This is a genomic window from Actinoplanes subglobosus (assembly GCF_042650585.1).
GTDB classification, from domain to species: Bacteria; Actinomycetota; Actinomycetes; order Mycobacteriales; family Micromonosporaceae; genus Actinoplanes; species Actinoplanes subglobosus.
Window position 1 is genome coordinate 214,496 of the sequence record NZ_JBHSBL010000024.1, and the last position, 23,819, is coordinate 238,314.

General features: G+C 71.7%; 20 protein-coding genes and 1 pseudogene. 11 read left to right on the forward strand and 10 right to left on the reverse strand.

What is annotated here, in order from left to right; genetic code table 11:
* Nucleotides 1–33: 33 nt before the first annotated feature.
* The gene (locus ACFO0C_RS35075; protein ID WP_378071071.1) at nt 34–1,620 is read right to left on the reverse strand and encodes a hypothetical protein; all 1,587 of its coding nucleotides are present in this window, start codon (nt 1,618–1,620) and stop codon (nt 34–36) included.
* 112 nt (nt 1,621–1,732) lie between these two features.
* The gene (locus ACFO0C_RS35080) at nt 1,733–5,785 is read right to left on the reverse strand and encodes a carbohydrate-binding protein (protein ID WP_378071072.1); all 4,053 of its coding nucleotides are present in this window, start codon (nt 5,783–5,785) and stop codon (nt 1,733–1,735) included.
* Between the two features lie 142 nt (nt 5,786–5,927).
* On the opposite strand from ACFO0C_RS35080, the gene ACFO0C_RS35085 reads away from it, so the two are divergent.
* Nucleotides 5,928–7,454, forward strand: a complete 1,527-nt coding sequence (locus ACFO0C_RS35085; protein WP_378071073.1) for an AMP-binding protein — start codon at nt 5,928–5,930, stop codon at nt 7,452–7,454.
* Between the two features lie 163 nt (nt 7,455–7,617).
* Complete coding sequence (locus tag ACFO0C_RS35090; protein ID WP_378071074.1) at nt 7,618–10,350, forward strand: Ig-like domain-containing protein; 2,733 nt, start codon at nt 7,618–7,620, stop codon at nt 10,348–10,350.
* Here the strand turns inward: ACFO0C_RS35090 and ACFO0C_RS35095 are convergent, their stop codons facing one another.
* Nucleotides 10,351–11,007, reverse strand: coding sequence for a TetR/AcrR family transcriptional regulator (locus ACFO0C_RS35095; protein WP_378071075.1), 657 nt, complete (start codon nt 11,005–11,007; stop codon nt 10,351–10,353).
* Nucleotides 11,008–11,184: 177 nt separating this feature from the next.
* Between ACFO0C_RS35095 and ACFO0C_RS35100 the strand changes: the two genes are divergently transcribed.
* Nucleotides 11,185–11,598 carry a hypothetical protein gene (locus ACFO0C_RS35100; protein WP_378071076.1) on the forward strand — a complete coding sequence of 138 codons (414 nt, stop codon included), beginning with the start codon at nt 11,185–11,187 and terminating at the stop codon, nt 11,596–11,598.
* Here ACFO0C_RS35100 and ACFO0C_RS35105 read toward each other — a convergent pair.
* Nucleotides 11,586–12,476, reverse strand: coding sequence for a helix-turn-helix domain-containing protein (locus tag ACFO0C_RS35105; protein ID WP_378071077.1), 891 nt, complete (start codon nt 12,474–12,476; stop codon nt 11,586–11,588). The two genes, ACFO0C_RS35100 and ACFO0C_RS35105, sit on opposite strands and share 13 nt — an antisense overlap.
* Before the next feature lie 124 nt (nt 12,477–12,600).
* On the opposite strand from ACFO0C_RS35105, the gene ACFO0C_RS35110 reads away from it, so the two are divergent.
* Nucleotides 12,601–13,623 (forward strand): hypothetical protein, encoded by a 1,023-nt coding sequence (locus ACFO0C_RS35110; RefSeq protein WP_378071078.1) that lies wholly within the window; start codon nt 12,601–12,603, stop codon nt 13,621–13,623.
* A 67-nt stretch (nt 13,624–13,690) separates the two neighbouring features.
* On the opposite strand, the gene ACFO0C_RS35115 is transcribed toward ACFO0C_RS35110, so the two are convergent.
* Nucleotides 13,691–14,104, reverse strand: coding sequence for an ankyrin repeat domain-containing protein (locus tag ACFO0C_RS35115; protein ID WP_378071079.1), 414 nt, complete (start codon nt 14,102–14,104; stop codon nt 13,691–13,693).
* A gap of 88 nt (nt 14,105–14,192) precedes the next feature.
* Between ACFO0C_RS35115 and ACFO0C_RS35120 the strand changes: the two genes are divergently transcribed.
* Entirely contained in the window at nt 14,193–14,861 is a 669-nt protein-coding gene (locus ACFO0C_RS35120) for a M15 family metallopeptidase (protein ID WP_378071080.1), read from the forward strand.
* 6 nt (nt 14,862–14,867) lie between these two features.
* Here the strand turns inward: ACFO0C_RS35120 and ACFO0C_RS35125 are convergent, their stop codons facing one another.
* Entirely contained in the window at nt 14,868–15,761 is an 894-nt protein-coding gene (locus ACFO0C_RS35125) for a hypothetical protein (RefSeq protein WP_378071081.1), read from the reverse strand.
* Nucleotides 15,762–16,158: 397 nt separating this feature from the next.
* Here ACFO0C_RS35125 and ACFO0C_RS35130 point away from each other — a divergent pair, with 397 nt between their 5' ends.
* Together ACFO0C_RS35130 and ACFO0C_RS35135 are read left to right on the forward strand one after the other, a co-directional pair.
* Complete coding sequence (locus ACFO0C_RS35130; protein ID WP_378071082.1) at nt 16,159–17,109, forward strand: hypothetical protein; 951 nt, start codon at nt 16,159–16,161, stop codon at nt 17,107–17,109.
* 95 nt (nt 17,110–17,204) lie between these two features.
* On the forward strand, nt 17,205–17,786 hold the full coding sequence (locus ACFO0C_RS35135; protein WP_378071083.1) for a hypothetical protein: 582 nt from the start codon (nt 17,205–17,207) through the stop codon (nt 17,784–17,786).
* 156 nt (nt 17,787–17,942) lie between these two features.
* On the opposite strand, the gene ACFO0C_RS35140 is transcribed toward ACFO0C_RS35135, so the two are convergent.
* Together ACFO0C_RS35140 and ACFO0C_RS35145 are read right to left on the reverse strand one after the other, a co-directional pair.
* Nucleotides 17,943–18,428, reverse strand: a complete 486-nt coding sequence (locus tag ACFO0C_RS35140; RefSeq protein ID WP_378071084.1) for a nuclear transport factor 2 family protein — start codon at nt 18,426–18,428, stop codon at nt 17,943–17,945.
* The gene (locus ACFO0C_RS35145; RefSeq protein WP_378071085.1) at nt 18,425–18,967 is read right to left on the reverse strand and encodes an AAA family ATPase; all 543 of its coding nucleotides are present in this window, start codon (nt 18,965–18,967) and stop codon (nt 18,425–18,427) included. Before ACFO0C_RS35145 ends, ACFO0C_RS35140 begins: the two co-directional genes overlap by 4 nt.
* Nucleotides 18,968–19,208: 241 nt before the next feature.
* Between ACFO0C_RS35145 and ACFO0C_RS35150 the strand changes: the two genes are divergently transcribed.
* Nucleotides 19,209–19,967, forward strand: coding sequence for a DUF2071 domain-containing protein (locus ACFO0C_RS35150; protein WP_378071086.1), 759 nt, complete (start codon nt 19,209–19,211; stop codon nt 19,965–19,967).
* A gap of 163 nt (nt 19,968–20,130) precedes the next feature.
* On the opposite strand, the gene ACFO0C_RS35155 is transcribed toward ACFO0C_RS35150, so the two are convergent.
* Nucleotides 20,131–21,180: an MBL fold metallo-hydrolase gene (locus ACFO0C_RS35155; protein ID WP_378071087.1), complete on the reverse strand. Its 1,050-nt coding sequence runs from the start codon at nt 21,178–21,180 to the stop codon at nt 20,131–20,133.
* A 144-nt stretch (nt 21,181–21,324) separates the two neighbouring features.
* Here ACFO0C_RS35155 and ACFO0C_RS35160 point away from each other — a divergent pair, with 144 nt between their 5' ends.
* The 3 genes from ACFO0C_RS35160 (at nt 21,325) to ACFO0C_RS35170 (ending at nt 23,301) form a co-directional block, all read left to right on the forward strand.
* On the forward strand, nt 21,325–21,915 hold the full coding sequence (locus ACFO0C_RS35160; protein ID WP_378071088.1) for a TetR/AcrR family transcriptional regulator: 591 nt from the start codon (nt 21,325–21,327) through the stop codon (nt 21,913–21,915).
* 205 nt (nt 21,916–22,120) lie between these two features.
* The gene (locus ACFO0C_RS35165) at nt 22,121–22,510 is read left to right on the forward strand and encodes a hypothetical protein (protein ID WP_378071089.1); all 390 of its coding nucleotides are present in this window, start codon (nt 22,121–22,123) and stop codon (nt 22,508–22,510) included.
* A gap of 41 nt (nt 22,511–22,551) precedes the next feature.
* Entirely contained in the window at nt 22,552–23,301 is a 750-nt protein-coding gene (locus tag ACFO0C_RS35170) for an alpha/beta fold hydrolase (RefSeq protein ID WP_378071090.1), read from the forward strand.
* 157 nt (nt 23,302–23,458) lie between these two features.
* Here the strand turns inward: ACFO0C_RS35170 and ACFO0C_RS35175 are convergent.
* Nucleotides 23,459–23,819 (reverse strand): annotated as a pseudogene (locus tag ACFO0C_RS35175) (quinone oxidoreductase family protein); the annotation flags it as partial.

Here is a 23,819-nt window from a genome sequence, read left to right on the forward strand (position 1 = left end):
GTGCCGGAGTTCCGGCACACCCACCGGGAGGCGTCAGGTGATCTGACCGCCGAGGTCCCTCCACGCCGAGAAGGTGCCGTTGGTGGTGGTCTGCCAGCTGGTCATCACGCCGCCGTTGCCGTTGCGGGCGAAGATCTGCAGGCGTCCGTCGGCGTTGCGTCCGGCGGACGGCGTACCGACCAGATTCGTCCCGCCGAGGTCGGCCCAGGCGCCGAAGGTGCCGTTGACGGTGGTCTGGTAGGCGGTCATGATGCCGCCGTTCTCGTTGCGGGCGAAGATCTCCAGTCGTCCGTCGGCGTTGTTGCCGACGGCCGGGTCGGAGACGATCTGGCCGCCGAGGTCCCGCCAGGCGCCGAAGCTGCCGTTCACGGTGGTCTGGAAGGCCGTCATGACGCCGCCGTTGCCGTTGCGGGCGAAGACCTCCAGGCGTCCGTCGGCGTTGCGGCCGACCGAGGGGCTGCCGATCAGGTTGGTGCCGCCGAGGTCGGCCCAGCCGCTGAAGGTGCCGTTGACGGTGGTCTGGTAGGCGGTCATGATGCCGCCGTTCTCGTTGCGGGCGAAGATCTCCAGTCGTCCGTCGGCGTTGTTGCCGACGGCCGGGTCGGAGACGATCTGGCCGCCGAGGTCCTTCCACGCCGAGAAGGTGCCGTTGGCGGTGGTCTGCCAGCTGGTCATCACGCCGCCGTTGCCGTTGCGGGCGAAGATCTCCAGGCGCCCGTCGGCGTTGCGGCCCACAGCGATGTTGCCGACCAGGTTGCTGCCGCCCAGGTCGCGCCACGTGGAGAAGGTGCCGTTCACGGTGGTCTGGAAGGCGGTCATCACGCCGCCGTTGCCGTTGCGGGCGAACACCTGCAGGCGGCCGTCCGCGTTGGCCCCGGTCGCCAGCCGGCCGGTCAGATCGGAACCCCGCAGGTCGGTCCAGTTCGTGGTCCACGAGCCGTTCGGCGCGGTCTGGTAGGTCGTCATGACCCCGCCGTTGTTGTTGCGGGCGAAGATCTCCAGCCGTCCGTCGGCGTTGACATCCACCACCGCCCCGTCGGGAGCCGGCGCCGGGGCCGGGGCCTCGTCGTCCTTGATGTGGTCGTAGCGGCGGGCGACGTAGTTCCCGTTCGGGTGGCCGTCGATCTCGGCGGCGTTGACGGAGACGTTCTCCCGGAGCTTCACCGGTGTGGAGCCGAAGCTGTAGTAGTCGAACGCGCTGTGCGCCGCGTTGCTCCAGCGCTTGAAGACGATGACGTGACTGCCCGCGTCGTTGAGGACGTCACCGGGCTTGAGGTCGGCGCGGTCGATCCGGTACGACACCAGGTGGATAGTCGCGGTCGTGTAGCTCTCGCTGGCGTGCCACACCATCGACGCGTATCCGGAACAGTCCCGGCGGTACGACTTCGAGCCCGTCGGGTCGGGTGCGTACCAGCCGATGCCGTCGTCATCGTCGTCGTACGGGCCGGGCTGGTGGTCGACCCAGTACTGGGCCCGCTCCATCACCTCGGAGCGGGTGATGTCACCACCGACGACCGAGGTGAACGCCGCCTGCGCCGGGGCCGTGACCAGGACGGTCCCGGCCACGGCGACGGCGCACGTGAGCAGCAGACCCAAGGCCCTTCTGCTGATTGAACGCATGTGAATCCCCTCGTGAGCAGTCGCTGACTGCCGATTACATGGATGCGGCCGAATCTACTGAGGATTCAGATTCATCGATGCCCGCAAAGGGGAACGTCCTGTGAAGTGATCCTTAACCCTGGCAGCCGCCACTGTCGTGCCACGGGCCGTACGGGTCGCCCGGCTCCTGGTTGCGGGTCCACCACTTCGCCTGCCACCGGTGACCGTCGTGGTGCACGACCTCGCCGCCGGTGTAGATCCACGAGGTCGTCCAGCTCAGGCCGCAGGTGCCCGGTGTGCCGAGTTCGGCCCAGGCGCCCCACGGCGAGTCGCCCGGCGGCTGCGCCCGGGTCCACCACTGCGCCTCGTAGTCACGGCCGTCGTACCGGACGCGGAGGCCCGTGGTGTAGACGGTCTCCGCCGACCACGCCGCCGGCACCACCGTGATCCGGTGCGCCGCGGCCACCCCCGGGGCCGCGACCGAGGTCGCCGTGATGACGGCCTCGCCGTAGGCGCCGCCGGTCACCACACCGCCGGACGAGACGGCGGCCACCGACGGGTTCGACGACCGCCAGGTCACCGACTGGTCGGCGGCGACCGGGGTGACAGCGGCGGTCAGCGTGACCTGCTGACCGGGCGTCACCTCGGCCTGACCGGTGACGGCGACGGCGGCCGGCGGGATCCGGTTCACGGCGAGCCAGCTGATGACGGGGTCCTGCGACCCGGTCTTCGCGACGGTGTACGTGACGACGCCCGGCGTGGTGACGGTGAACGACACCGTGCCGGTGGCCCGGGTGGTGGTGGACGAGAGGCTGACCGGCGTGCCGGTGACGGTGGTCCCGCCGACCGTGACGGTCTGCGACATCGGCCGGGTCTGCGCCCACCACTCGGTGAACCCGGCGGTGAGCACGTACTCCCCGGGGTCGAGCGGCAGCCGGTAACGGATGGTCTTGTTGCTGCCGGCCCAGTAACCGGTGGAGTACTTCTCGGCCGGATCGGTGCCGCCCTTGACCGTGATGCCGTCGTTGACGTAGCCCCAGTCGCCGTCGGCGGCCGCGATCTGGTCGGCCGTGCCGTTGCGGAGCGCGGGAACGGACTCGGCGACCGCCTGGAACTGCGGCGAGCTCTGTCCGGCGGCCAGTCCCGAGTCGATGTAGTAGATCAGTGACGGCGGCACGACCTCGTAGCGGACGGTGAACGCCTGCTTCTTGCCGTCGGTGACGGCCTCGTTGGTCCAGCCCTCCACGGTCACCGTCGACCAGGCGGCGCGGGCCGTGGCGCGGCTCGCGGCGGTCCAGGTGACCTCACGTGCCTGCCCGTCGAGGGTGACCGTCGACGGCAGGTCCCCGCTGGTCCCGACGGCACCGGCGAGCCCGAGGTCGCGCCGGGTGTCGGTGACGTTCGCGGGCCGGAGGTTGTCGGACGCCGCGGTGAGCCGGGCCGCGATCTGCGCGACGCCGATCGTGTCCAGGCCGGGCAGCCCGCGCAGGGCCGCGGTGGCCTGGTCACGGGTCGCGGCGAACACCGCCCACGACTGCGGCGACCAGTCGGCCTCAGCCGGGGTGCCGGCCGCGGTCAGCGCGTCCCGGATCGGGGTGGTGGCGACGGTGCCGTCCACGTCACCGGAGATCGCGGTCAGCGCGTCGAGGACCAGCGTGCCCGACCGGAGGGTGAACGTCGCCGTGTGCGGGCCGTCGGCGAGACCCCGCAGGGTGTACGTGGCCTGCCGTTTCGCGGTGCCGCGGGTGGGTGCGGCGGCGGCCAGGGGCAGTCCGTCGACGGTGACGTCCAGGGTGGCGGTGCCGGTGTTGCCACCGATCAGGTCGAGTCCGGTGCCGGTGAACGCGGCCGTGACGGTGGAGCCGGCGGTGCCGCTGGTCGACGTCGACCGGTGCCAGTCCATCGCGTCGCCGGCCGCGGCCTTGTGACTCCACGTGCCGGTGTAGGCCACCGAGCTGTCCATGTTGTCGACGAGCGTCACGGCGTACGGCGTGAAGCCCTTGATCTTCTCGATCCGGAGATCGTCGAACCCGGTCCGGTAGAAGTCGCTGGAGAGGTTGACCCGGCCGGCCAGTTCGGGCGCGGGGTCGACGAAGGTGTGGACCGCCGTGCCGTCGACGAATGCGGTGACGGTGGCGCCCTTCGCCTCGATCGCGAGGGTGTACCCGTCGGCGGCGGCACGGGTGCCGGTCGCGACGGTGGTGCCGTGCCTGCTGAGCGTCCAGGTGCCGGCGCGGTTGATCCGCAGCAGGTAGGCGGCGCTGTCGGCGGTCATCCCGGTCTGCTGGCGCACGCCCAGACCGGCGGAGCCACCGGCCGGGTCGGGGAACGTGACGCCGACGCTCGCCCGGTAGTTCTGCCAGCGGAAGTCACCGACCAGCGTGTTGGGGGTGGTCCGGTTCCAGGCCGCGGTGTCCTTCATGGACTGGTCCATCAGCTGGTACAGGACGTCGTCGTCACCGACCTGCCAGGCGCCGGTCTGGTCGACCATGTATCGCGGTTCGCTGCCCCGCGAGGCCGGGTAGTCGAAGTCGTCGGTGTAGAGGGTGGTCCCGCCGGTGTCCAGGACCGTGCGTGGTGACGTCTCCGGCAACTGAGGCGCCGGGCCGGCGTCGAGCGTGGTGAACGTGACGATCGACCGGGGTGGCACCTGGTACGTGTAGTAGCCGTCGCCCGCGGCCCGCAGCGTGGCGGTCCGCCGCATGGAGTGGGCGGCGCTGGTCTCCCACACGTCGACGACCGGATCGTCGCCGAGATCCATGTTGTCGGCCTTGATGCGGTACGTCTTGGTCAGGTCACTGTCGTTGACGGCGATCGTGGAGAAGTCCCGGCGCTGCGGATCGGCGAGGGTCAGGTAGCTGGCCGCGCCGTTGGAGCCGTCGATGTTCTCGGTGCCGCTCACCCCGCTGTAACTGGCCTCCGGCACGGTCCGCCAGATCCCGGCGGTGTTCGTGTCGTTCTCCCAGCCGGTCGTGGCGAACCGGGTGAAGTGCCGCATGACGTGGATCGCCGCGTCGTAGTGGATGCTGCCCGACCACGGATCGCGGGCGCTGAGCAGTTCCTTGTGGCTGTACTGGGCGCCCTCGTAGAACGAGCCGATCGCCGGCTGGAAGATGTAGTGCGTCCGCTTGGACCGGTAGTAGCCCTTGACACTGCGGTTGGCCAGATCGAGCGCGCTCTGCAGACCGCCGATGCCGGTGCTCGCGCCGCCCGGCCCCTCGTTGTTGTTGACCCGGTAGTCGGTGAACCCGAACGAGCCGACGCCCTCGCTGTACCAGACCTCCTTGTCCCGGACGGTCGCCAGCTTCGTGTACGGCTCGTAGGTGTTGCTCGTGGTCGCTCCGTCGTAGCGGTCGTCCGTGTTGTAGTGGTACCCGACCGCGTCGACGATCCCGAACAGGGCCGGGTCGTCGAGCAGCGCCGGCCCGATGTTCTTGGTCTGGTTCTCGTCCGAGGCGACAATCTTGATCTTCCGGTACGCCGCCCCGGCCGCCGCCTGCTGATCAGCGGGGATGCCGTACCGCGGATCGGCGAAGTCGGTGTCGGTGACCACGGCGTTCTTCCAGTACTTGATGAACGCGATGTCCGGGCTGCTGGTCTCGTTGGTGTCCGGGTTGACGTAGTCGACCATGTAGCCGTACTTCTCGTACGCGTCGAGGATCGTCTCCTTGTACCACCGGTACATCTCGTCGCGCCCGGTGCCGGCACTCCACGCGGTCTGCACCCAGTAGGGCATGGTCCAGCGCAGGATCGACACCTTCAGCTCCGGGTTGACCGTCTTGGCGTCGGCCGCGAGCTGGAAGCCGGGGGAGCGGGAGGCGTCGGCGAGCTCGGTGGCGGTGCGCATCGTCGCCGCGTCGGCGCCGGTGGAGTTGTTGGTGTCCGACCCCATCTCCACCTTGACGTGGTTGATCAGCGGCCGCTCGCCGCCGAACAGCACGCCGATCATCTCCCAGTACCGGCCGGGCTGCTCGGCCTTGTAGTCCATCAGCAGGTTGCTGGTGCTGTTGGCGCTGATCAGCCCGAGTCCCTTGTAGGGCAGGCCGTTCACGTTCTCGGGGTGGACGTCGAGCCCGTTCACGATCACGTCGACCGGCTCGTCCGCGGCCGCCGCCGGCTGCGGCACCGTCAGTGCCCATGCCAGCGCCGCCGCCGTCGCGGCGCAGCCTGCCATCCAGCGTCTCATCAGCGACTCCCGAGTGTGGCGAACCTGTTACGGGAGTAAACCGCTCACAACAATGCACGTCAATCTCGAACGCGCATTAACGATCGAGTGCGTGCGCATCCGATCGCAAGCGATCGCAGAGTGGCGGGAGTAGCTTCGGAGGATGTTCTTCAACCTGGGAGTACGGGACTTCCTCGACCGCGCGGAACTCGTCTACGGCGACCGGGTCGCCGTGGTCGACGAACCGGACCAGCCCGCCGCGTCGTGGGGCACCCTCACCTACCGCGAGATGGCGGCCCGGGCCCGGGGTCAGGCCGCCGCCCTGGACTCCCTCGGCGTGCCGGTCGGCGGGCGGGTCGCGATCGTCTCGCACAACTCGGCCCGGCTGCTCACCTCGTTCTTCGGGGTCTCCGGCTGGGGCCGGGTGCTGGTGCCGGTCAACTTCCGGCTGTCGGCGGCCGAGGTCGGCTACATCGTCGAGCACTCCGGGGCCGAGGTGCTGCTCGTCGACCCGGAGCTGCGGGGCCTGCTCGACACGGTGACCGCCGAGCACGTCCTGGTGCTCGGCGAGGACGACGGCGCGGTGTTCGGCGGGACCGGCGAACCACGGGCGTGGGCCGGTGACGAGTCGGCGACGGCCACGCTCAACTACACGTCCGGCACCACCGCGCGACCCAAGGGCGTGCAGCTCACCCACCGCAACCTGTGGCTCAACGCGACCGTGTTCGGGCTGCACACCACGATCCGCGACGACGACGTGCTGCTGCACACGCTGCCGATGTTCCATGCCAACGGTTGGGGCATGCCGTACATCGTCACCGGTCTCGGCGGCCGGCACATCGTGCTCCGCAAGATCGACGGCGCGGAGATCCTGCGCCGGATCGACGTGCACGGCGTGACCCTGCTCTGCGCGGCCCCGGCCGTGGTCAACGCGGCCCTGGACGCGGCACGCACCTGGGACGGCGAGATCCCCGGCCGGGACCGGGTGCGCATCGTCGTGGCCGGGGCGCCGCCGCCGACCCGGACCATCGAGCGCGTCCGCGCCGAACTCGGCTGGGAGTTCATCCAGATCTACGGCCTGACCGAGACGTCACCGCTGCTCACCGTCAACCGGATGCGCGCCGAGTGGGCCGGCGCCGACCCGCACGAGCAGGCCCGCCTCCTCGGCCGCGCGGGCACACCGGCTCTCGGCGTCCGGCTGTCCGTCGACACCGACGGCGAGGTGCTGGCCCGTTCCAACCACAACCTCGACGGCTACTGGAACAACCCGGACGAGACGGCCCGCGTGCAGGAGGGCGACTGGTTCCACACCGGTGACGGCGGCACCATCACCGACGGCTACCTGACCATCTCCGACCGGAAGAAGGACGTCATCATCAGCGGCGGCGAGAACATCTCGTCGATCGAGGTGGAGGACGCGGTCAGCGCCCACCCCGCGGTCCGCGAGGTCGCGGTGATCGGCATCCCCGACGAGAAGTGGGGCGAGCTGGTGACCGCCCTGGTGGTCACCGACGGCACCCCGCTGGACCCGGAGGCGGTGATCGCGCACTGCCGGGAGCGCCTGGCCGGATACAAGTGCCCCAAGCGCGTCGAGTTCCTGGACGCGCTGCCGCGGACGGCCACCGGCAAGGTCCAGAAGTTCAGGCTCCGCGAGCCGTTCTGGCAGGGTCGCGACCGACAGATCAACTAGCTCCCGTTTCGTAGGCCTGTTCCCCATTCCCGGAATGAGCTGGGAACAGGCTTTTCGCAACCGCCTCTGACCTGCACGTTCGCGACAGTCGCCTTTCGTCAGCGGAACCCGGTCCCTCCACATGCGAGGTTGATCGCCGGGGTTGCCGCACGAGAGGACGATCATGCGCCGACGGCTTCTGGTCGCAGTTGTCACACCGTTGATGCTCGCCGTGCTCCCGGCGGTGCCGGCCGCCGCCGAGGAGACCGTCGTCGACCGGATCGACTTCCAGCCGGCCGCGTCGGCGGTGCCGGCCGGCTACCGGGCCGACACCGGTGCGGCCTACACCGACGCCCGCGGCTACGGCTGGGTCCGCCAGGACAGCCTGTCCGGCACGCGGGTGCCGCTCGACCTGACCGCCAACACCCGCGACCGGGCCCGCGCCGGCGTCGACCCGCGGCTCAACACCCTGATCCACCTGCAGTACGGCGACGTCGGCGGCACGGCGGGCGTGACCGTCCCGGGCGCCTGGGAGTACGCCGTGCCCGACGGCACCTACCGGGTGACCGTGTCGGTGGGGGACCGCCCGGCCTACGACAGCACCCATCACGTCCGGGTCGAGGGGGTGCCCGCGATCACCGGGTTCGTGTCGACCGCGGCGGCCGAGTTCCGTACCGCGTCGGTCGTCGTCCCGGTCGCCGACGGCCGGCTCACCGTCGACGCGATCGGCGGCACCAACACCAAGATCAACTACATCGATGTCGTACGGGTGACGCCCTTCTCGCTCAAGGTCGACTTCTCCGACGTCGCCACCGCACCGGCGGCCGGCTACCTGCGCGACTCCGGTGCGGCCTTCACCACCGACCGCGGCCACGGCTGGATCGACCTCGGCGAACTGACCCCGGCCAGCCTGGAGGGCAACGGCCGCAACCGCAACCCGGCCGCCGGACAGGCCGACCCGCGACTGGCCACCCTGATCCACGCGCAGCTGCCCGCCGCCTCCGCCGGATCGCACACCCCCGGCGCCTGGGAGGCGGTCGTCCCGGCCGGCACCTACCAGGTCACCGTCGCCGTCGGGGACTCCGGCACCGCCACCGACAGCGTGCACTGGGCCAGCATCGAGGACCAGAACGCCATCGCCGGATTCGTGCCCACCGCGGGCACCCGCCACGCGACCGCCACCCGCACGGTGACCGTGACCGACGGCCGCCTCACCCTGAGCCCGGCGAACGGCACGAACACCAAGTTCAACTACATCGACATCGTCGGCGTCCCGGAAGCCGGCACGCAGCCGTCGGTCCGCGCCAGCACCCCGGCCAACCTCGCGAGCGGCGTGAGCCGTACCGGAAGCATCGTCGCCGACCTGGTGCTGCCCAACGGCGCCGTCGACGCCACCTCGCTGACCGGCGGCGCGGTGACGCTGACCCGCCTGGACACCGGCGCGGCCGTCACGGGCCAGGCGTTCACCAGCGGCGGCGGTGACGTCGTCAACTTCTCGCCCGCCGCCGCCCTGGCCGCCGCCACCACCTACCGGTTCAGCGTCACCTCCGCCGCGCGCGACGTCACCGGCAAGGCCTTCGTACCGTTCTCGGCCGTGTTCACCACCGCCGAGGACACCGGCCCGCCCGTCGACGGCATCGCCTTCGACAAGACCGTCGGCGTGGCCACCGGCGCACCCTTCACCTCCGTCGTCAAAGGACCGGACGGCTGGCTCTACGCCGGAACCCTCAGCGGGCAGATCCACCGCTTCCCGATCAACACCGACGGCACGCTCGGCGCGGCCACCGTCATCGACGCGGTACGGGTCAGCGCCACCGCCGCGAACCTGCCGGGCCAGCCCGCCCGCACCGTGATCGGGATGGCCTTCGACCCGGCCTCGACACCCGCGAACCCGATCCTCTGGGTCACCGACAACTACCAGTACGCCGGTGTCTCCAACGTGCCCGACTGGTCCGGGCGGATCGGCCGGCTCAGCGGTCCCGACCTGGGCACCTACACCGCCGCGGTGGTCGGGCTGCCGCGCTCGGTGAAGGACCACGAGACCAACTCGCTGGTCTTCGGGCCGGACGGGGCGCTCTATGTCAGCCAGGGCTCCAACACGGCCATGGGTGCCGCCGACTCGACCTGGGGCAACCGGCCCAACCAGCTGCTGAGTGCCGCCGTGCTGCGTCTCGACCCGGCCCGTCTGCCGGCGACCTGGCCGCTGAACGCGAAGACCGGCGACGGCGGCACCTACGACCCGTACGCCACGGGCGCGGCGCTGACCTTGCACGCCACCGGGGTCCGCAACGCCTACGACCTGGTGTGGCACAGCAACGGTCACCTCTACGCGCCGACCAACGGCTCGGCCGCCGGCGGCAACACGCCCGCGACACCGGCGACGCTCCCGGCCGCCTGTGCCCGGCGCGGTTACACCGGCCCGGCCGTCCCCGCGCTGACCAGCGTGCCCACGTCGGAGACCGACTACGTCTTCGACGTGAAGCCCGGCCGCTACTACGGCCACCCGAACCCGCTGCGCTGCGAGTGGGTGCTCGCCGGCGGCGACCCGACCGCGGGCACCGACCCGTTCGAGGTGCCGGCCTACCCGGACGGCACGCCGCCCGACCCGAACTACGACCGCGCCGGAACCTACGACGCCGGCCTGCACGCGAGTGCCAACGGCGTGGTCGAGTACCGCGGTGGCGCGTTCGGCGGGGCGCTGCGTGGCAAGCTGATCAACGTGCGGTACTCGGCGAGCCAGGACCTGCAGACCTTCGACGTCGCCGCGAACGGTGCCCTGTCCGGCCGCCGGACCGGGATCCCCGGGTTCACCGGCTTCAGCCAGCCGCTCGACCTCACCGAGGACACCGCCACCGGCTACCTTTACGTCACCGAGCTCGGCGCCAACCGGATCACGCTGCTCACACCGCGCCCCTGATCACTCCGGCCCGCCCAGCAGACCGGTCAGGACCCGGGACAGGGTGTCCTCGAAGCGCGGTGCCGGCACCGTCGGCCCGGCGGTCAGCGCGACCGTCAGGTGGGGGTGCCGGCCCTCCGCGATCACGTGGGCCAGGTAGGCACCCTGCCGCTGCCGGGCGCCGGCGCCGCCGTCCGCCTCGTTCAGTGCGAGGGCGGCGGTGAGCGTGGTGATCACGCCGAACGCCTCCAGCTTGCGGCCCGCGCCCGCCGGGTGCCCGGCGAGAACCGCGAGCACGTGCTCCAGCAGGTCGGTGCCGTGCGGGCCGAGCGTCGAGCGGGTCAGCACCAACTCCGGCAGCCAGGGGTGGCGCCGCATCAGCTCGTGCCCCTGCCGGCCGACTTCGAGCAGGCCGTCCAGCCACGGGCCGCCCGGCTCCGGCAGGCGGTAGGCGGCCGCCACCTCGTCGGTCATCAGGTCGAGCAGGTCGTCCCGGCTGTCGACATAGCGGTAGAGCGACGCCGCGCCGGTGCCCAGCTCGGCGGCGACCCGGCGCATCGAGACCGCGGCCAGGCCCTCCCGGTCGGCCAGCGCGATCGCCGCCGCGGTCACCTCCGCCCGGGACCGCTCGGCGGGCCGGCCCACTCCCGTGCGCCGCTCCCGAAGCCATACCGGCACCGTCTCCACCGCCACCCCTCCCGTCGGGCCCACCCTACCCAGCCGGCCACCGTGTTCGCGAACATCGTTCCCGAACGGGCGCGTGGGGGCGACACTCCCCGCACCGCGCTGCGCCACCCGGACCCGGCCACCGTATGCTCCACGGCGCCAGCCAAGAGATGCACCCGGGGGACTGTCGTGAGCGACCTCAAGACCTACATCCAGAACGTTCTGGAAGCCAACCACGCCGACAACGACCGGATCGACGAGCGGATCGAGCAGCTCGAGAGCGACGGCCACCGGATCGTCGCCGGCGGCCAGATCAACGAGACCGCGTGGGACATCGTCGACTGGCGCACCAACGAGATCCTCGCCGCCGGAGAGGACGGGCCCGACGGGTTCGCCGCCGCCGGTCAGGAGCTCGACCCCGACGACAAGTGGATCCACTACGACCGGGTCCTGGAGGACACCGACCTCACCGAGGTCGAGATCGGCGACCTGCCCGACGGCCTCGCCGCCGTGGTCGAGGACTGGGCGCTCTCCGCCGACGCCGAGGAGATCGCCGGGTTCATCGGCTGGTCCGTCGAGAAGGTCGAGCTCTACCAGGAGTGACCCGGGCCGCTCACCGGGGTGGGAGGTCGGCGGATGCTGTGCCGCAGCATCGTGAGCGCCGCGGCCGACGGGCTACCCGGCTCGGCGGTCATCGTGACCACCGACTGGTGCGGCTCCTGCGGGACGCCCAGCGTCTGCTGGGTCACCGTCAGATCGCCGACCAGCGGATGGGCCAGGTCGAAGACCTCACGCCCGCACGGCTCGACGGCGTGCTCGGCCCACATCCGGGCGAAATCGGCACTCGCGATCGCCAGCTCGCCGACCAGCTCGGCCAGGCCGGTGTCGCCGGGCCGATGCGCCGTCATCACCCGCAGGTTGCCGACCACGGCCCGCGCCTTGGCCGGCCAGTCGCGGTAGAGGCCCCTGGTGTGCGCGTCGAGGAACACCAGCCGGGTCATGTTGGGCCGCCGCTCCGGGTCGCCGGGCGACTCGGCGTCGAGGTGGCCGGCCAGCAGGGCGTGCCCGGCCGGGTTCCAGGCGAGCACGTCGTTGCGGCGGCCCATGACCAGCGCCGGCACGTCGGCCATCGCCTCCAGCAGGGCCGGCAGATCGGCGCCCACCCGCTCCGATGGCGGTGCCGCCTGCCGGCCGCGCTGCCCGGCCGTCGCTGACAGCAGCCGCAGGTGGTCGCGTTCGGCCGGGGTGAGCCGCATCGCGGCTGCGATCGCGTCGAGGACCTCCGGCGACGCGTGCAGTGACTGCCCCTGTTCGAGACGGGTGTAGTAGCCGGCGCTGACTCCGGCGAGCATCGCGAGTTCCTCCCGCCTCAGGCCCGGCACGCGGCGCCGGTCGCCGTACCGGGGCAGGCCGACGTCGTCCGGGCTGATCCGTGCCCTTCTCGCCTGCAGGAACTCGCCCAGCGCCGATCTGTGGTCCATGCCTGCCAGTGTGCTCCGCCCGGCCACCCGGTTGCCTGCACCTGTCAGGGGTAGCCAGAGCCGGGTCTGGTTGCGCCGTCCACGGCCTCACAGGATCGGAGGAACCGACTGACGAGAGGCCACCATGTCCACCCGAACCATCCGTGCCCTGTTCGGCACGTCCCTGGCCGCGGCCGTCCTGAGCACCGGCGCGTTCCTGCCGGGTCCGCTCGGCACCGCCTCGGCCGCGACTCCGCCGGTGTCCGGCACCGCGATCCGGTCGCACCTCGACCCCACCGCAGGGCGGCCTGTCGTCGCCGCCGCGATCCGGGCGCACCTCGACCTCGACGCCGGACAGATGCCGGAGAGCATCGTCGCGGACCGGCACGGCAGTGTCGACGTCGCCTTCGCCGGAGCCCGGCAGGTCGCCCGGATCGCCGCCGACGGCACGGTGACGGTGCTGGCCACCCTGCCCGCGCCGCAGGATCCCACCGCCGTCACACCCCTGCTCGGCTTTCCGCTGGCCTCCGGCCTGGTCCGAGCCGGTGACACGTTCTTCGTGCTCTATGCCACCGGCTCGGCCGCGGAGACCGGCGTCTGGACCTTCACCGAGGGCCGGCCGCCGCGCAGGTTCGCCGCCCTGCCCGCCGACGGCCTGCCCAACGGCATGGTGCGCGACGGCGCGACCGGCGATCTCTACATCACCGACTCCGCTCGCGGCGTCGTCCACCGGGTCTCCGCCCGGGGCCACGTCACCGTCTTCAGCGACGACCCGGCCCTCGCCTCCACGGGCTTCTTCGGGGCCAACGGCATCAAGATCAAAGACGGTTGGCTGTACGTGTCCAACCTCGACAAGGGCACCGTGGCGCGCACCCCGTTGACCGGGCGTGGGGCCGGAGTGTTCACCAGTGTCGCCACCGGTCTGGCCGGCATCGACGACTTCGCCTTCACCGGCCGGGGCGAACAGTTCCTGGCCAGCCTGGTCACCCGCGACCAGGTCGTGCTGGCGGGCGGCGGCACCGTACCGGTGACGGTGCTGACCGCGGCTGACGGGCTGTCCAACCCGACCGCGGTGCTGGTGCGCGGCGACCGGATCTATGTGACGAGCGCGGCGTACACCACCCAGCGGGACCCCAACCTGCTGGTGGCCCGCCTGGCCCGCCGCTGACCACCACCCGCTGGTCGTCCGCCTCCTGCTGAAGGCCATCCGGAGGTGTCGAGGACATCCCGGGCACTCACCCCCGGAGCCGGCCCCGCATCAGGTCGAGCGCCCGGTGGTGCCCGCCCGCCTCGGCCCACTCGATCGCGGTGCGGCCGGTGCCCTGGTCCTCGCGGCGTGCGGGGTCGGCGCCGGCCGCCAGCAGCTCACGCACCGCGGCGTCGTGACCCCAGCACGCGGCCGCACACAGCGGCAGCCCCTCGTCGCGGGTTCCGCTCTCCCGGTCGGGGTCGGCGCCGGCCGCCGTGAGCACCCGGACGTTCTCCGCCACGCCCTGCACACTGGCCCGGTAGAGCGGGGTCGTCCCGTCCCGGTCCGGCAGGTTCGGGTCGGCGCCGGCCCGCAGGAGCCGGGTCACCTGCTGCGGTGTACCCCACGCGGCCGCCTCGACCAGCCGCCCCTGGAGCTTCTTGCGTCGTCGCCGGTTCACCGGCCCATTGTGTCGTGGCGCCGCACTGTTCACCCGGCCCGTCCCTGCGGCTCATGTCCGACCAAGGCCGCCTGCGACAATGTGCCGCATGCCGCCCGAACCCTTCGTTCTGCTGTCCGACCGGCGGATCGACGCCATCACCCCGGGTGACTCCGACGAACCCCTGATCGACCTGCGGGAGGTTCCCGGCCTGCGGCTCGACCGGCGCTACGCCGACGACGACGGCGACTTCGGGCACCTGCGCGAGGGCGTCGTGTCGCGTCTGCTGGACGCGCAGGCCACCCTGCCCGGCGGCCTGCGCCTCCTGATCATCGAGGGTTACCGGCCGCTGGACCGGCAGCAGGAGATCTTCGACGGCTACGTCAAGGAGCTGGGGGAGCGGCACCCCGGCTGGGAGCCCGGCCGGGTCTACGTCGAGGCGACCAAGTTCGTGTCACCGGTGCACGTGGCCCCGCACAGCACCGGCGGCGCTGTCGACCTCACCCTGTGCACCGAGGACGGCACCGAGGTCGACATGGGCACCGCCGTCGACGCGACCCCGGTCGCCAGCGCCGACGCCTGCTTCACCGGCGCGGAGAACATCCCGGACCGGGCCCGGCGCAACCGGCGGACGCTGATCACCGCACTGACCTCGGCCGGGATGGTGAACTACCCGACCGAGTGGTGGCACTGGTCCTTCGGCGAGAGGTACTGGGCCTTCGTCACCGGCACCGGCCGCTCCCGGTACGCCCCGATCCGGCGGGTCCTTCCCGCCTGACGGCCGTCAGGCGGGCGCGGCCAGTTCGCGCAGCGCACCCACGATGGCCTGCTGCAGCTCGGCCGCGGTCAGGTCGTCCCGGTCATCGGGGAGTTGCGCCACCAGCAGCGGGGCCAGTGCCCGGGCCAGGGCGACCTCGTCGACACCGTCGCGGGTGGCGAGGCCGGCGATGGCGGTGCGGGCGTCCAGCAGATGGCGGTACGTCCACTGGGCGTACGACGCCAGCGACCAGTGGGTGTTGACGCTGCCGTCGGTGCTGCGGTTGCCGGGCGGCGCCGGGATCAGGCCGTCGGTCTGCAGCATGGCGCCGGCCAGCGCGGCCCGCACCTCCTTGTCCCGCAGCATCGTCAGGAACTCGGCCTTGGTCATGGTGTCCTCCTCGGGGATCAGCCCGATGTGCCGCAGCCACCGCGTCGCCAGCCGGATCATGCGGTGGCCGTCGGCGTCCCGGTGCTCGGACAGATGGGTGTGCGTCCGGTGACTGTCGTCACCGGACCGGCGGCGGCCCAGCCGGTCCCAGCGGCGCACCGCCCGGCCGTCCGGGCTGTAGATGACCTCACGCAGGTCACCGGTGTCCGGATCGCCCGACTCGCACAGCGGGATCAGCCAGGCGTTGAAGTCGTACAGGTCGACCGTCCCGCGCGGCGCCCGGACCCGGAAGAACCCGACGTCCAGGGCCGACGCGTGGCCGTCGAGCCCGTCCCGGTCCCGGCGGGACTCGTCGACCGAATACCGGTCCCGGCCCGCGCGCGCCCGGATCCGGTCCCGGCCCAGGTGATAGGAGTCGCCGCCGGCCGCGTGGTCCTCGTCGCCGACGATCCCGGTTTCGTCCGCCGTCAGGCCGAGGTGCTCCATCAGCAGCCGCCGCGCCGTCACGTGATTAGCCTTCGCGGCCGTCATCGGGCATTCCTCTTTCCGCCGGGTGGGCCGGTTCCGTCCTGGACAACGGGCGGCCGGGCCGATCGGTGATGTCCGCTGACCGATCCGCTGCCATCTTTCGGATTACCCGCGTTTAAATGAAAGATCATCACGCATGGGGTACGCCGTAACGGTCCCGCCACCAACGTGACCGATCAATATTCGCCTGCCGGGGGCGGTTCTCCGATATTTGCGGCAATTGATTACTACGCAGCGACTCATACTTTTCTCCATATCGCTCGGACGAACATTCCCCGGGCGCTGCCGAGCAGGTCGTCGGCCTTGCGGCTGACCTCGGCGGCTCACGTTTGCGGCCCCCGGCGGCGGGCGTGTTCGCTGTCGCCGTACCGCTCGCCGAAAGCGCTTGGAGAGGAACCGAATGAAGACATTGCCTCGCCTGATGGTCATCGCCGGTCTGGGGCTGTTCACCGCTCTCACGGTCGGGACGGGGGCGGTTCAGGCCGGTCCCGGCAAGGGTGACTCGGTGAAATCACACTCCGGTGGCTATTCCCAGCGCGACCCCTTCGGGGGATTCGCCGTCGGTTACTACTCGTCCTGGCGGTCGTGTGACACCGCCGGATTCAGCGGCGCCCGGTACCGCCGGTGGAACGACTACAACTGTCACTACGCGCTTCTCGGGCCGGGCGGGAGCACGTGGGGGCTGCGGGTCGTGAAGGGGTATGGGCGGCTCAACTACGACCCGCGGCTGCGCGGCTGGCGCTACCCGGCCCGGCCCGGGTACTCCCACTCGCCGAAGAAGGTCTACTCGCAGCCATGGCTGCCGGACTACGACGTTCCCGGCAAGCGGGGTCACGGCGGCCCGGGCGGATACGGTCTGCCGGGCTCGGGTGGGCCGGGGCAGTCGGGCTGGGGCGGGCCCGGGCAGTCCGGTTGGGGTGGCTCGGGGCAGCCTGGTCCGCGGGGAGGTGGCCAGCAGGGGCCGGGCGGTTCCGGTCAGCCCGGCAACAGCGGTGGCCAGCCGGGTAGCGGCAGTGGCGGACAGTCCGGGAACGGCACCGGTCAGCCTGGTAGCGGTGGTGGCCAGCCCGGCAACAGCGGTGGCCAGCCCGGATCCGGTGGCAGTGGTCAGCCGGGCAACGGCGGCGGCCAGTCGGGTAACAGCGGGGGCGGCCAGCCCGGCAACGGTGGCGGTGGCCAGCCCGGCAACGGTGGTGGTCAGCCTGGCAACGGTGGCGGTGGTCAGCCGGGTAACGGCGGGTCCGGCCAGTCGGGTAACGGCGGCGGTCAGTCGGGTCCGCGTGGCGGTGGCCAGCAGGGCTCGGGTGGCGGTGGCCAGTCGACTCCCGTCCGTCCGGTCGCGGGCCGGTAGCCCGCCGATATGACTCGCGCCCCGGACCCGGACCTTCCCCGCCGGTTCCGGGGCGCGATCCCGTTTCTGTCACACCCTTCCGCCAGAATCGAGCGGTGACGACGTCGACACTGGATCCGGGCAGGCTGGAGCAGGCGTTGAGCCCGCTTCTGGACCACATCACCCCGGATCGCCCATACCGGTTGGTCGGGACGGCGGCGGCGCTGGCGCAGGGCGTCCAGCTGCCCACCTCCGACATCGATGTCCTCGTGTCCCGGCGCGACGACGTCGACGCGTTCGCCGCCGTGCTCTCCCCGTTCCCCTGCCGCACCCCACCGACCTGGCTGCCCGAGGCCCGGCAGTATTTCGGCGCCTTCACCGTCGCCGGAATCGACCTGGAGGTCAGCACGGTCGAGTGGCCGGCCGACACCGACACCTTCGAGTGCGCCGGCCCCGGCCCGTGGCGCCACTACACCGAGGTCTACCTGGGCCGGCACACCGTCCCCGCGGTGGCTCTCGAGCTACGCCTGGCCACCGAGCTGCTCCGCGACCGCCCCGACCGCTGGCGCCCGCTCATCGACCACATGCGTCGCCACGGCGGCGACCGGAGTCTCGCGTTGAGGGCGATGCAGGACCGCAAGGTCGCCCCACTGACCCAGCAGAAGGCCCTCGATCACTGGCACAGCACACCCGGGTAGCGCTCTGCACCAGCAGTGACCACAGCACTCGCTCCGCGGCCCAGCGTGTTGGCGGCCGTCCGTGTGCGGCGATGCGGCGATGCGGCGACGAAACGTCCCACGCGTTGACCAGCCGGGCGCTCTATCGCGAGCGGCACCACCGGGTTCCGCCCGAGCTCAGCGCGCCGTGATCTTGCCGAAGACGTCCTTGACGACGATCAGACCGTCGCGAACCCGGTACAGATCCAGGCCGCGCAGCACCGTGCCGTCGTCGGCCGGCGGCCATTGCCACTCACAGACCACGCGGTCGCCGCTGACCCAGACCGCACCGAGAGCGGGACCCTCGCCGGGCGGGGAATCGAGGACGGGACCCCCGCCGGAGGACGGTTCCCTGATCGGGGACGGTTCCCCGATCGGGGACGGTTCCCTGATCGGGGACGGTTCCCTGATCGGGGACGGTTCCCCGATGGGGGAGGGGTCCCGGCCGATCTGGGCGGCGAAAGCGGCGGTCACCGCGTCGCGGCCGCGGATCGTCGTGGCCGGGGCGTCCCAGGCGTTCGGGCAGTACGCCACGTCGGCGGCGAGGCAGGCCGACAGTGCTTGCAGGTCTCCGCTCACCCACGCGGCGTTGAACCGTTCGATCAGCTCCCGTGCATCCGTCACGACGGGTGACGATAGTGGACGATCTCCGCGAGCGGTGGCCAGTGACCCGCCGCCCAGGCCGGCCAGCCGGGGTAGCCGTCCGGTGGTTCGGGGATGGCGCCGCCGGTGAGTTCGGCGGTGTCGGGCTCCTGGAACTGTGCCCGCCACACATCGATGTCGTCTTCGGTCATCGGGAACGTCGTGTGCGGCGCGGTGGCCTGCCGGTGGGCGATCCGGGCCCGCTGGACGTCCCGGCCGACCGGTAGGTAGACGACCTGGCTGCGGGCACCGGCCGCCGCGGCGAGCCAGCGCAGCGCGGACCGTTCGTCGCGGCCCCAGAACCCGAAGTCGAGGACGACGTCGGTGCCGAGCCGGAGCGCGGCCAGGGCGACGAGGATGAGCCGGCCCTCCAGGACCTGGCGTTTGTCGCCGGCCGTCGACTCGCCGAACAGCGGGAGCATCCACTCGTCCGGGGTCAGGCGCAGTGCGGCGTACCCCTTGGCGCGGGTGGTCTTGCCGGCTCCGGGCAGGCCGACCATCAGGAAGATCTTCGGTGTCATGGGTTCTCCGGATCAAACGGGGTGATCCGGCAGCGCGGGCGCGCGTGAGCTGCCGGAGGGAGACCTGATCCGGCGTTACCGCGATCGCGATATCGCCGCTAAGCGGCGGCGCGAATGTTCATGGCGGCGAAGCAACCCATGCCGCCATCCTAACCGAACCGGGTTGAGCGACCGCTCAAAGTGTGTGATCCTGTGTTTGAGCGACCGCTCAAGTGCGATGCCCGGAAGGAAGAAGGCCCGGATGCGACCTCCCCGCATGGTGAGCGCCATCGAGCGCCGCCTCCTCGTCAACTACCGCACCGACCCGGAGATCACCGCGCGGCTGCTGCCCGCTCCGCTGCGGCCGCGGATCGTCGGCGGGTGGGCGGTCTCCGGCATCTGCCTCATCCGGCTGAGCGGTGTGCGGCCGGCCGTGGTTCCGGTGCCGTTCGGGTTGCGCAGCGAGAACGCCGCACATCGCATAGCGGTCGAATGGGACACCCCCGCCGGTGTCGCCCACGGCGTCTACATCCCGCGCCGCGACACCGGATCGCTGCTCACGTCCTGGGCCGGCGGCCGGATCTTCCCGGGCCGGCACCACCGTTCCCGTTTCGGTGTCCACGAGGCCGGGGGCAACCTCAGAATCAACTTCACGGACCCCGCCGATTTGGTACGGGTGGAAGCTCACGTCCGCACGGCGGCCACCCTCACCGGCAGCCACCTGTTCCAGGACACCGCCCGGGCGTCGGGGTTCTTCCGCTGTGGTGGCGCCGGCTACTCGGTCACCCCGGATCCCGGCCGTCTCGACGGTGTCGACCTGCTCACCGAGGACTGGCGGATCACGCCGGTCGAGCTGGTCACGGTGCGGTCCACGTTCTTCGACGACCCGGACCGGTTCCCGCCGGGGTCGGCGATCCCCGACTGCGGGCTGCTGATGCGTGACGTCACGGCCACCTGGGTCCCGCTGCCGCCGATGACGGTGCGGCCGGCCGGCGATCCCGTCGCCACCTCGCCCCGATGAAGGTGGTGGTCGCCGACCGGTTCGCGGATCGAGCCGACAACGCCACCTCGCCCCGATGAAGGTGGTGGTCGCCGACCGGTTCGCGGATCGAGCCGACGACGGCGCCTGCCCGGCGCCGATGGCCGCCGCGCGCTGAGGCGGCCCGCGGCGGCCGGTTGACGGATCAGGCGACCTGCTGCCACCACGCGTCGATCTCCGGCGGGCTGTCGACGTCGATGCGCTGGCCGGGGCGCGGGATCGCCAGGCGGACGTCGCGCGCCTTCGCCTCGCGCCAGGCCCGCTCGGCCGGCTCGGACCAGTGGTGCGGGGCCAGGTCGAAGGTCGCCCAGTGCACCGGGACCATCAGCCCGCCACGGACGTCGACATGTGTGGCCACCCCGTCCTCCGGGACCATGTGGATGTCGGACCAGTCGTTGCCGTACGCCCCGACCTGCACCAGCGTCGCGTCGAACGGCCCGTACGCCTCGCCGATCTCCGCGAAGCCGGGGAAGTAGCCGGTGTCGCCGGAGTAGAAGACCTTGCGGGTCGGGCCGTTGATCACCCAGCTCGCCCAGAGCGTCTCGTCACGGGTGAGGCCGCGCCCGGAGAAGTGCCGGGCCGGGGTGGCGACCAGCTCGACACCGGCCACCCGGGTCGACTCGTGCCAGTCCAGCTCGGTGATCCGTGACTCCGGCACACCCCAGCGCTCCAGGTGGGCGCCGATGCCGAGCGGCACCACGAACATGGTGGTCTGCAGGTCGGCCAGCGTCTGGATGCTGGGCATGTCGAGGTGGTCGTAGTGGTCGTGGGAGATCACCACGGCGTCGATCGGCGGCAGGTCGCGCAGGGCGACCGGCGGCTGGTGCAGGCGGCGCGGGCCGGCCAGCGGGGTGGGGGAGCAGCGGTCGCTCCACACCGGGTCGAGCAGGACGCGGGTGCCCTCGATCTCGACCAGGGCGGTCGAGTGGCCGTACCACGTGAGGTGCAGTCCCTGAGCGTCGCCGCCCGAGGTGGCCTCGGCCAGCGGGACCGGCCGGTGCGGTCGCCGGGCCTCGCCGCCGGTGAAAGCGGCGACCGCGACCCGCGGCACCGCCGACAGCGGGATGCCGGTGCTGGTCGGGACGTTGTTGCGGAATCGGCCGCCGGAGAACTGGGGCGACGCCTCCATGCGGGCGCGGCGGGCCCCGGTGGCCTTCCCGCCGATCTGTGCGGCGATGTTGAACCGGTTGTCCATGAGCGGGCGACTCCTTCTGCTGGGCCTGTCCGTCAATCGGCTGCGGCGCTGGCGCCTGTAGGCTGCTTCGAATGTAGGCAGCGATAACAATGTAGTCAACGCCCACAATGTGTTCGTCGCCTACATCACGCTAGGATGGGGATCATGAAAGCCCGCCCTTACCATCACGGAGACCTCCGCGCGGCCCTGCTCACGCTCGCCGAGGACACCCTGCGCGCCCGGGGCCCCGCCGAGCTGTCGCTGCGCGAGCTCGCCCGTGAGGCGGGGGTGAGTCCCGCGGCGCCCAGCCGGCACTTCAAGACCAAGCAGGCGCTGCTCGACGCCCTGGCGCTGGAGGGGTTCCAGCGGCTGACCGCGATGATGGACTCCGGGCTGGAGCGGGCCGGCACGACGTTCGGCGCGCGCCTGACGGCGCTGGCGCGGGCCTATCTCGGGTTCGCCGCCGCCAATGGGGCACTGCTCGATCTGATGTACGGGCGCAAGCACGAACCCGACGCCAGCGAGGAACTCGTCACCGCCATGCATCGGCTGAAGGACCTGGCCACCGATCTGATCGCCGATGGGCAGCGCCGCGGGGAGGTCCGGGAGGGCCCTCTCGATCTGCTGTCGTTGCCGCTGTTCGTGGCGTTGCAGGGGCTGACGCAGCTGGCGCTCAGTGGTGGGTTCCCGGCCGATCAGGTCGAGGCGGGGGTCGACGAGACGATCGCGTTCATCCTGCGGGGTTACGCGCCTTAGGTGCTCCGAGGTGCCGGTCACCGCGTTCCGGGCGGCAGTTCGACGGGGGCGCGGGAGATGTTCATCAGCGGCAGGCTCATCGGCTTGCCGGGCCCGCTGAGGGTCGAGTCCCACCTGACCATGAAACTGATCAAAAGCAACCTCTGACGGTGGTCGCTGTTGACAGGGGGCGATTTCATGAGGTGATCACGAGGGGGAGGGCTTGATGGCGGAGAACGACGTGCTGGCGGCTGCTGTGCGGGATCTGGCCTGGGAACTGGCCCGGCGAGGGGTCGCCGGTGAGCGGCGCATGGAGGTCGCGTCACCGTGGGAGACCGGGCTCGGGCAGGAGCAGCGGCGTGCGGCCTGGCTGGCGACGCTGGCCGCGCTGGAGGCGGTCCGGGCCGAGGCCGGGCGGCTGGCGGAGGCGGCCGCGAGTCATGCCGCCGAGTTCGGGGCCGACCCGGAGGAGATCGCCGCGACGGGGGCCGCACGGCGACGGCGCTGGGCGCGTCTCCTCGGGCGCGAGTGGACCGTCAGCGGCGCGGAACTGGGGACGCTCGCCGCTCACGGAAGGGCCGCCAGCAGCCGCCTGGACAACCTGCCGCCGGTGTAGGCGGCACCCCGCCATGATCATCCTGCGTTAGGATGCGGCGGATGTCCTACCTCCGGATCGGCGATGTCGACCTGTACCACGAGGTCGCCGGCGACGGCGAGCCCGTTCTCCTGCTGCACGGCGGCTTCTGCTCGCTGGAGTCGCTGCGGGCCCAGTCCGACGCGCTCGTCACCGGCTACCGGGTGTATGCGTTCGAGCGTCCGGGCCACGGCCGGTCGGCGGACATCGACGAGGAGTACGGGTACGCCCGGGGCCTAGCCGACACCCTCGCCTACCTGGACGCCGTCGCGGCGGGGCCGGTGCATGTCATCGGCTACAGCGACGGGGCGATCATCGGGCTGTTGCTCGCCCTCGACCACCCGGAGCGGGTCCGGTCACTGACCGCGATCAGCGCGAACCTCGATCCGTCCGGGTTCAGCAGCCCGGACCCGGCGCTCGACGATCGTCCCGCGGCGCCGCGGCCGGACGTCGAGCGGATGCACTACGACCGGCTGTCGCCGGACGGGCCGGAGCATGCGGACGCCGTGGTCGCCAAGCTCCTCCGTCTGTGGAACAGGGAACCGCGAATCGACCCGGGTGACCTCGCCCGCATCGCCGCACCGGTGCTGATCATGTCGGGTGACCGGGACATGATCCGTCCCGGTCACAGCCTGCTGATGGCCGCGTCGATCCCCGGCGCGCAGCTGTGCATCGTGCCGGGGACCTCCCACTACCTCGTCGACGAGCGTCCGGAACTGATCAGCGTGATCCTCCGGGATTTCCTGCGGTCGGCCGGTGGGCCGGCGCGGTAGCCGGACGGCGTCCCGATCACGGCTGGCGCCGGCGACATCAGGCGCGATGTGCGCAACCACGGTGACCCGGCGTCGCGAGCGGCCGGAACGTGTTGATGTCCAGGCTGTGGGGCCGGGCCGGGTCGGGCCCGGCGCCGGCGCGGTTCGGTCGGTGCGGCTACGGCACCAGCACGATCCGGCCGTCGGTCTCGGCCGTCCAGGCCCGGGAGATCTCGGCGAGCGGTACCGCCTCGGCCCGCACGGTGATCGCGCCCCCGGTCACCGCCGCGGCGAGTTCGGGTAGCTCGGCGATGAAGTCGCGGGCGGGCACCGCGCCGATGCCACTGCCGACGATCCGCATCCGCGCCGAGCGCAGCGCGACCGACGGGACGGGCGCGGTAGGGCCACCCATCGACCCGATCTGGATCCAGGTCAGCGGCGCCGAGCGGTCGGCGCGGGCGGTGAGCATCGGGATCATCGCGCCGGCCGCGGGCTCGCCCCAGACGTAGTCGAGGACCACGTCGACGTCGGCCGCCCGG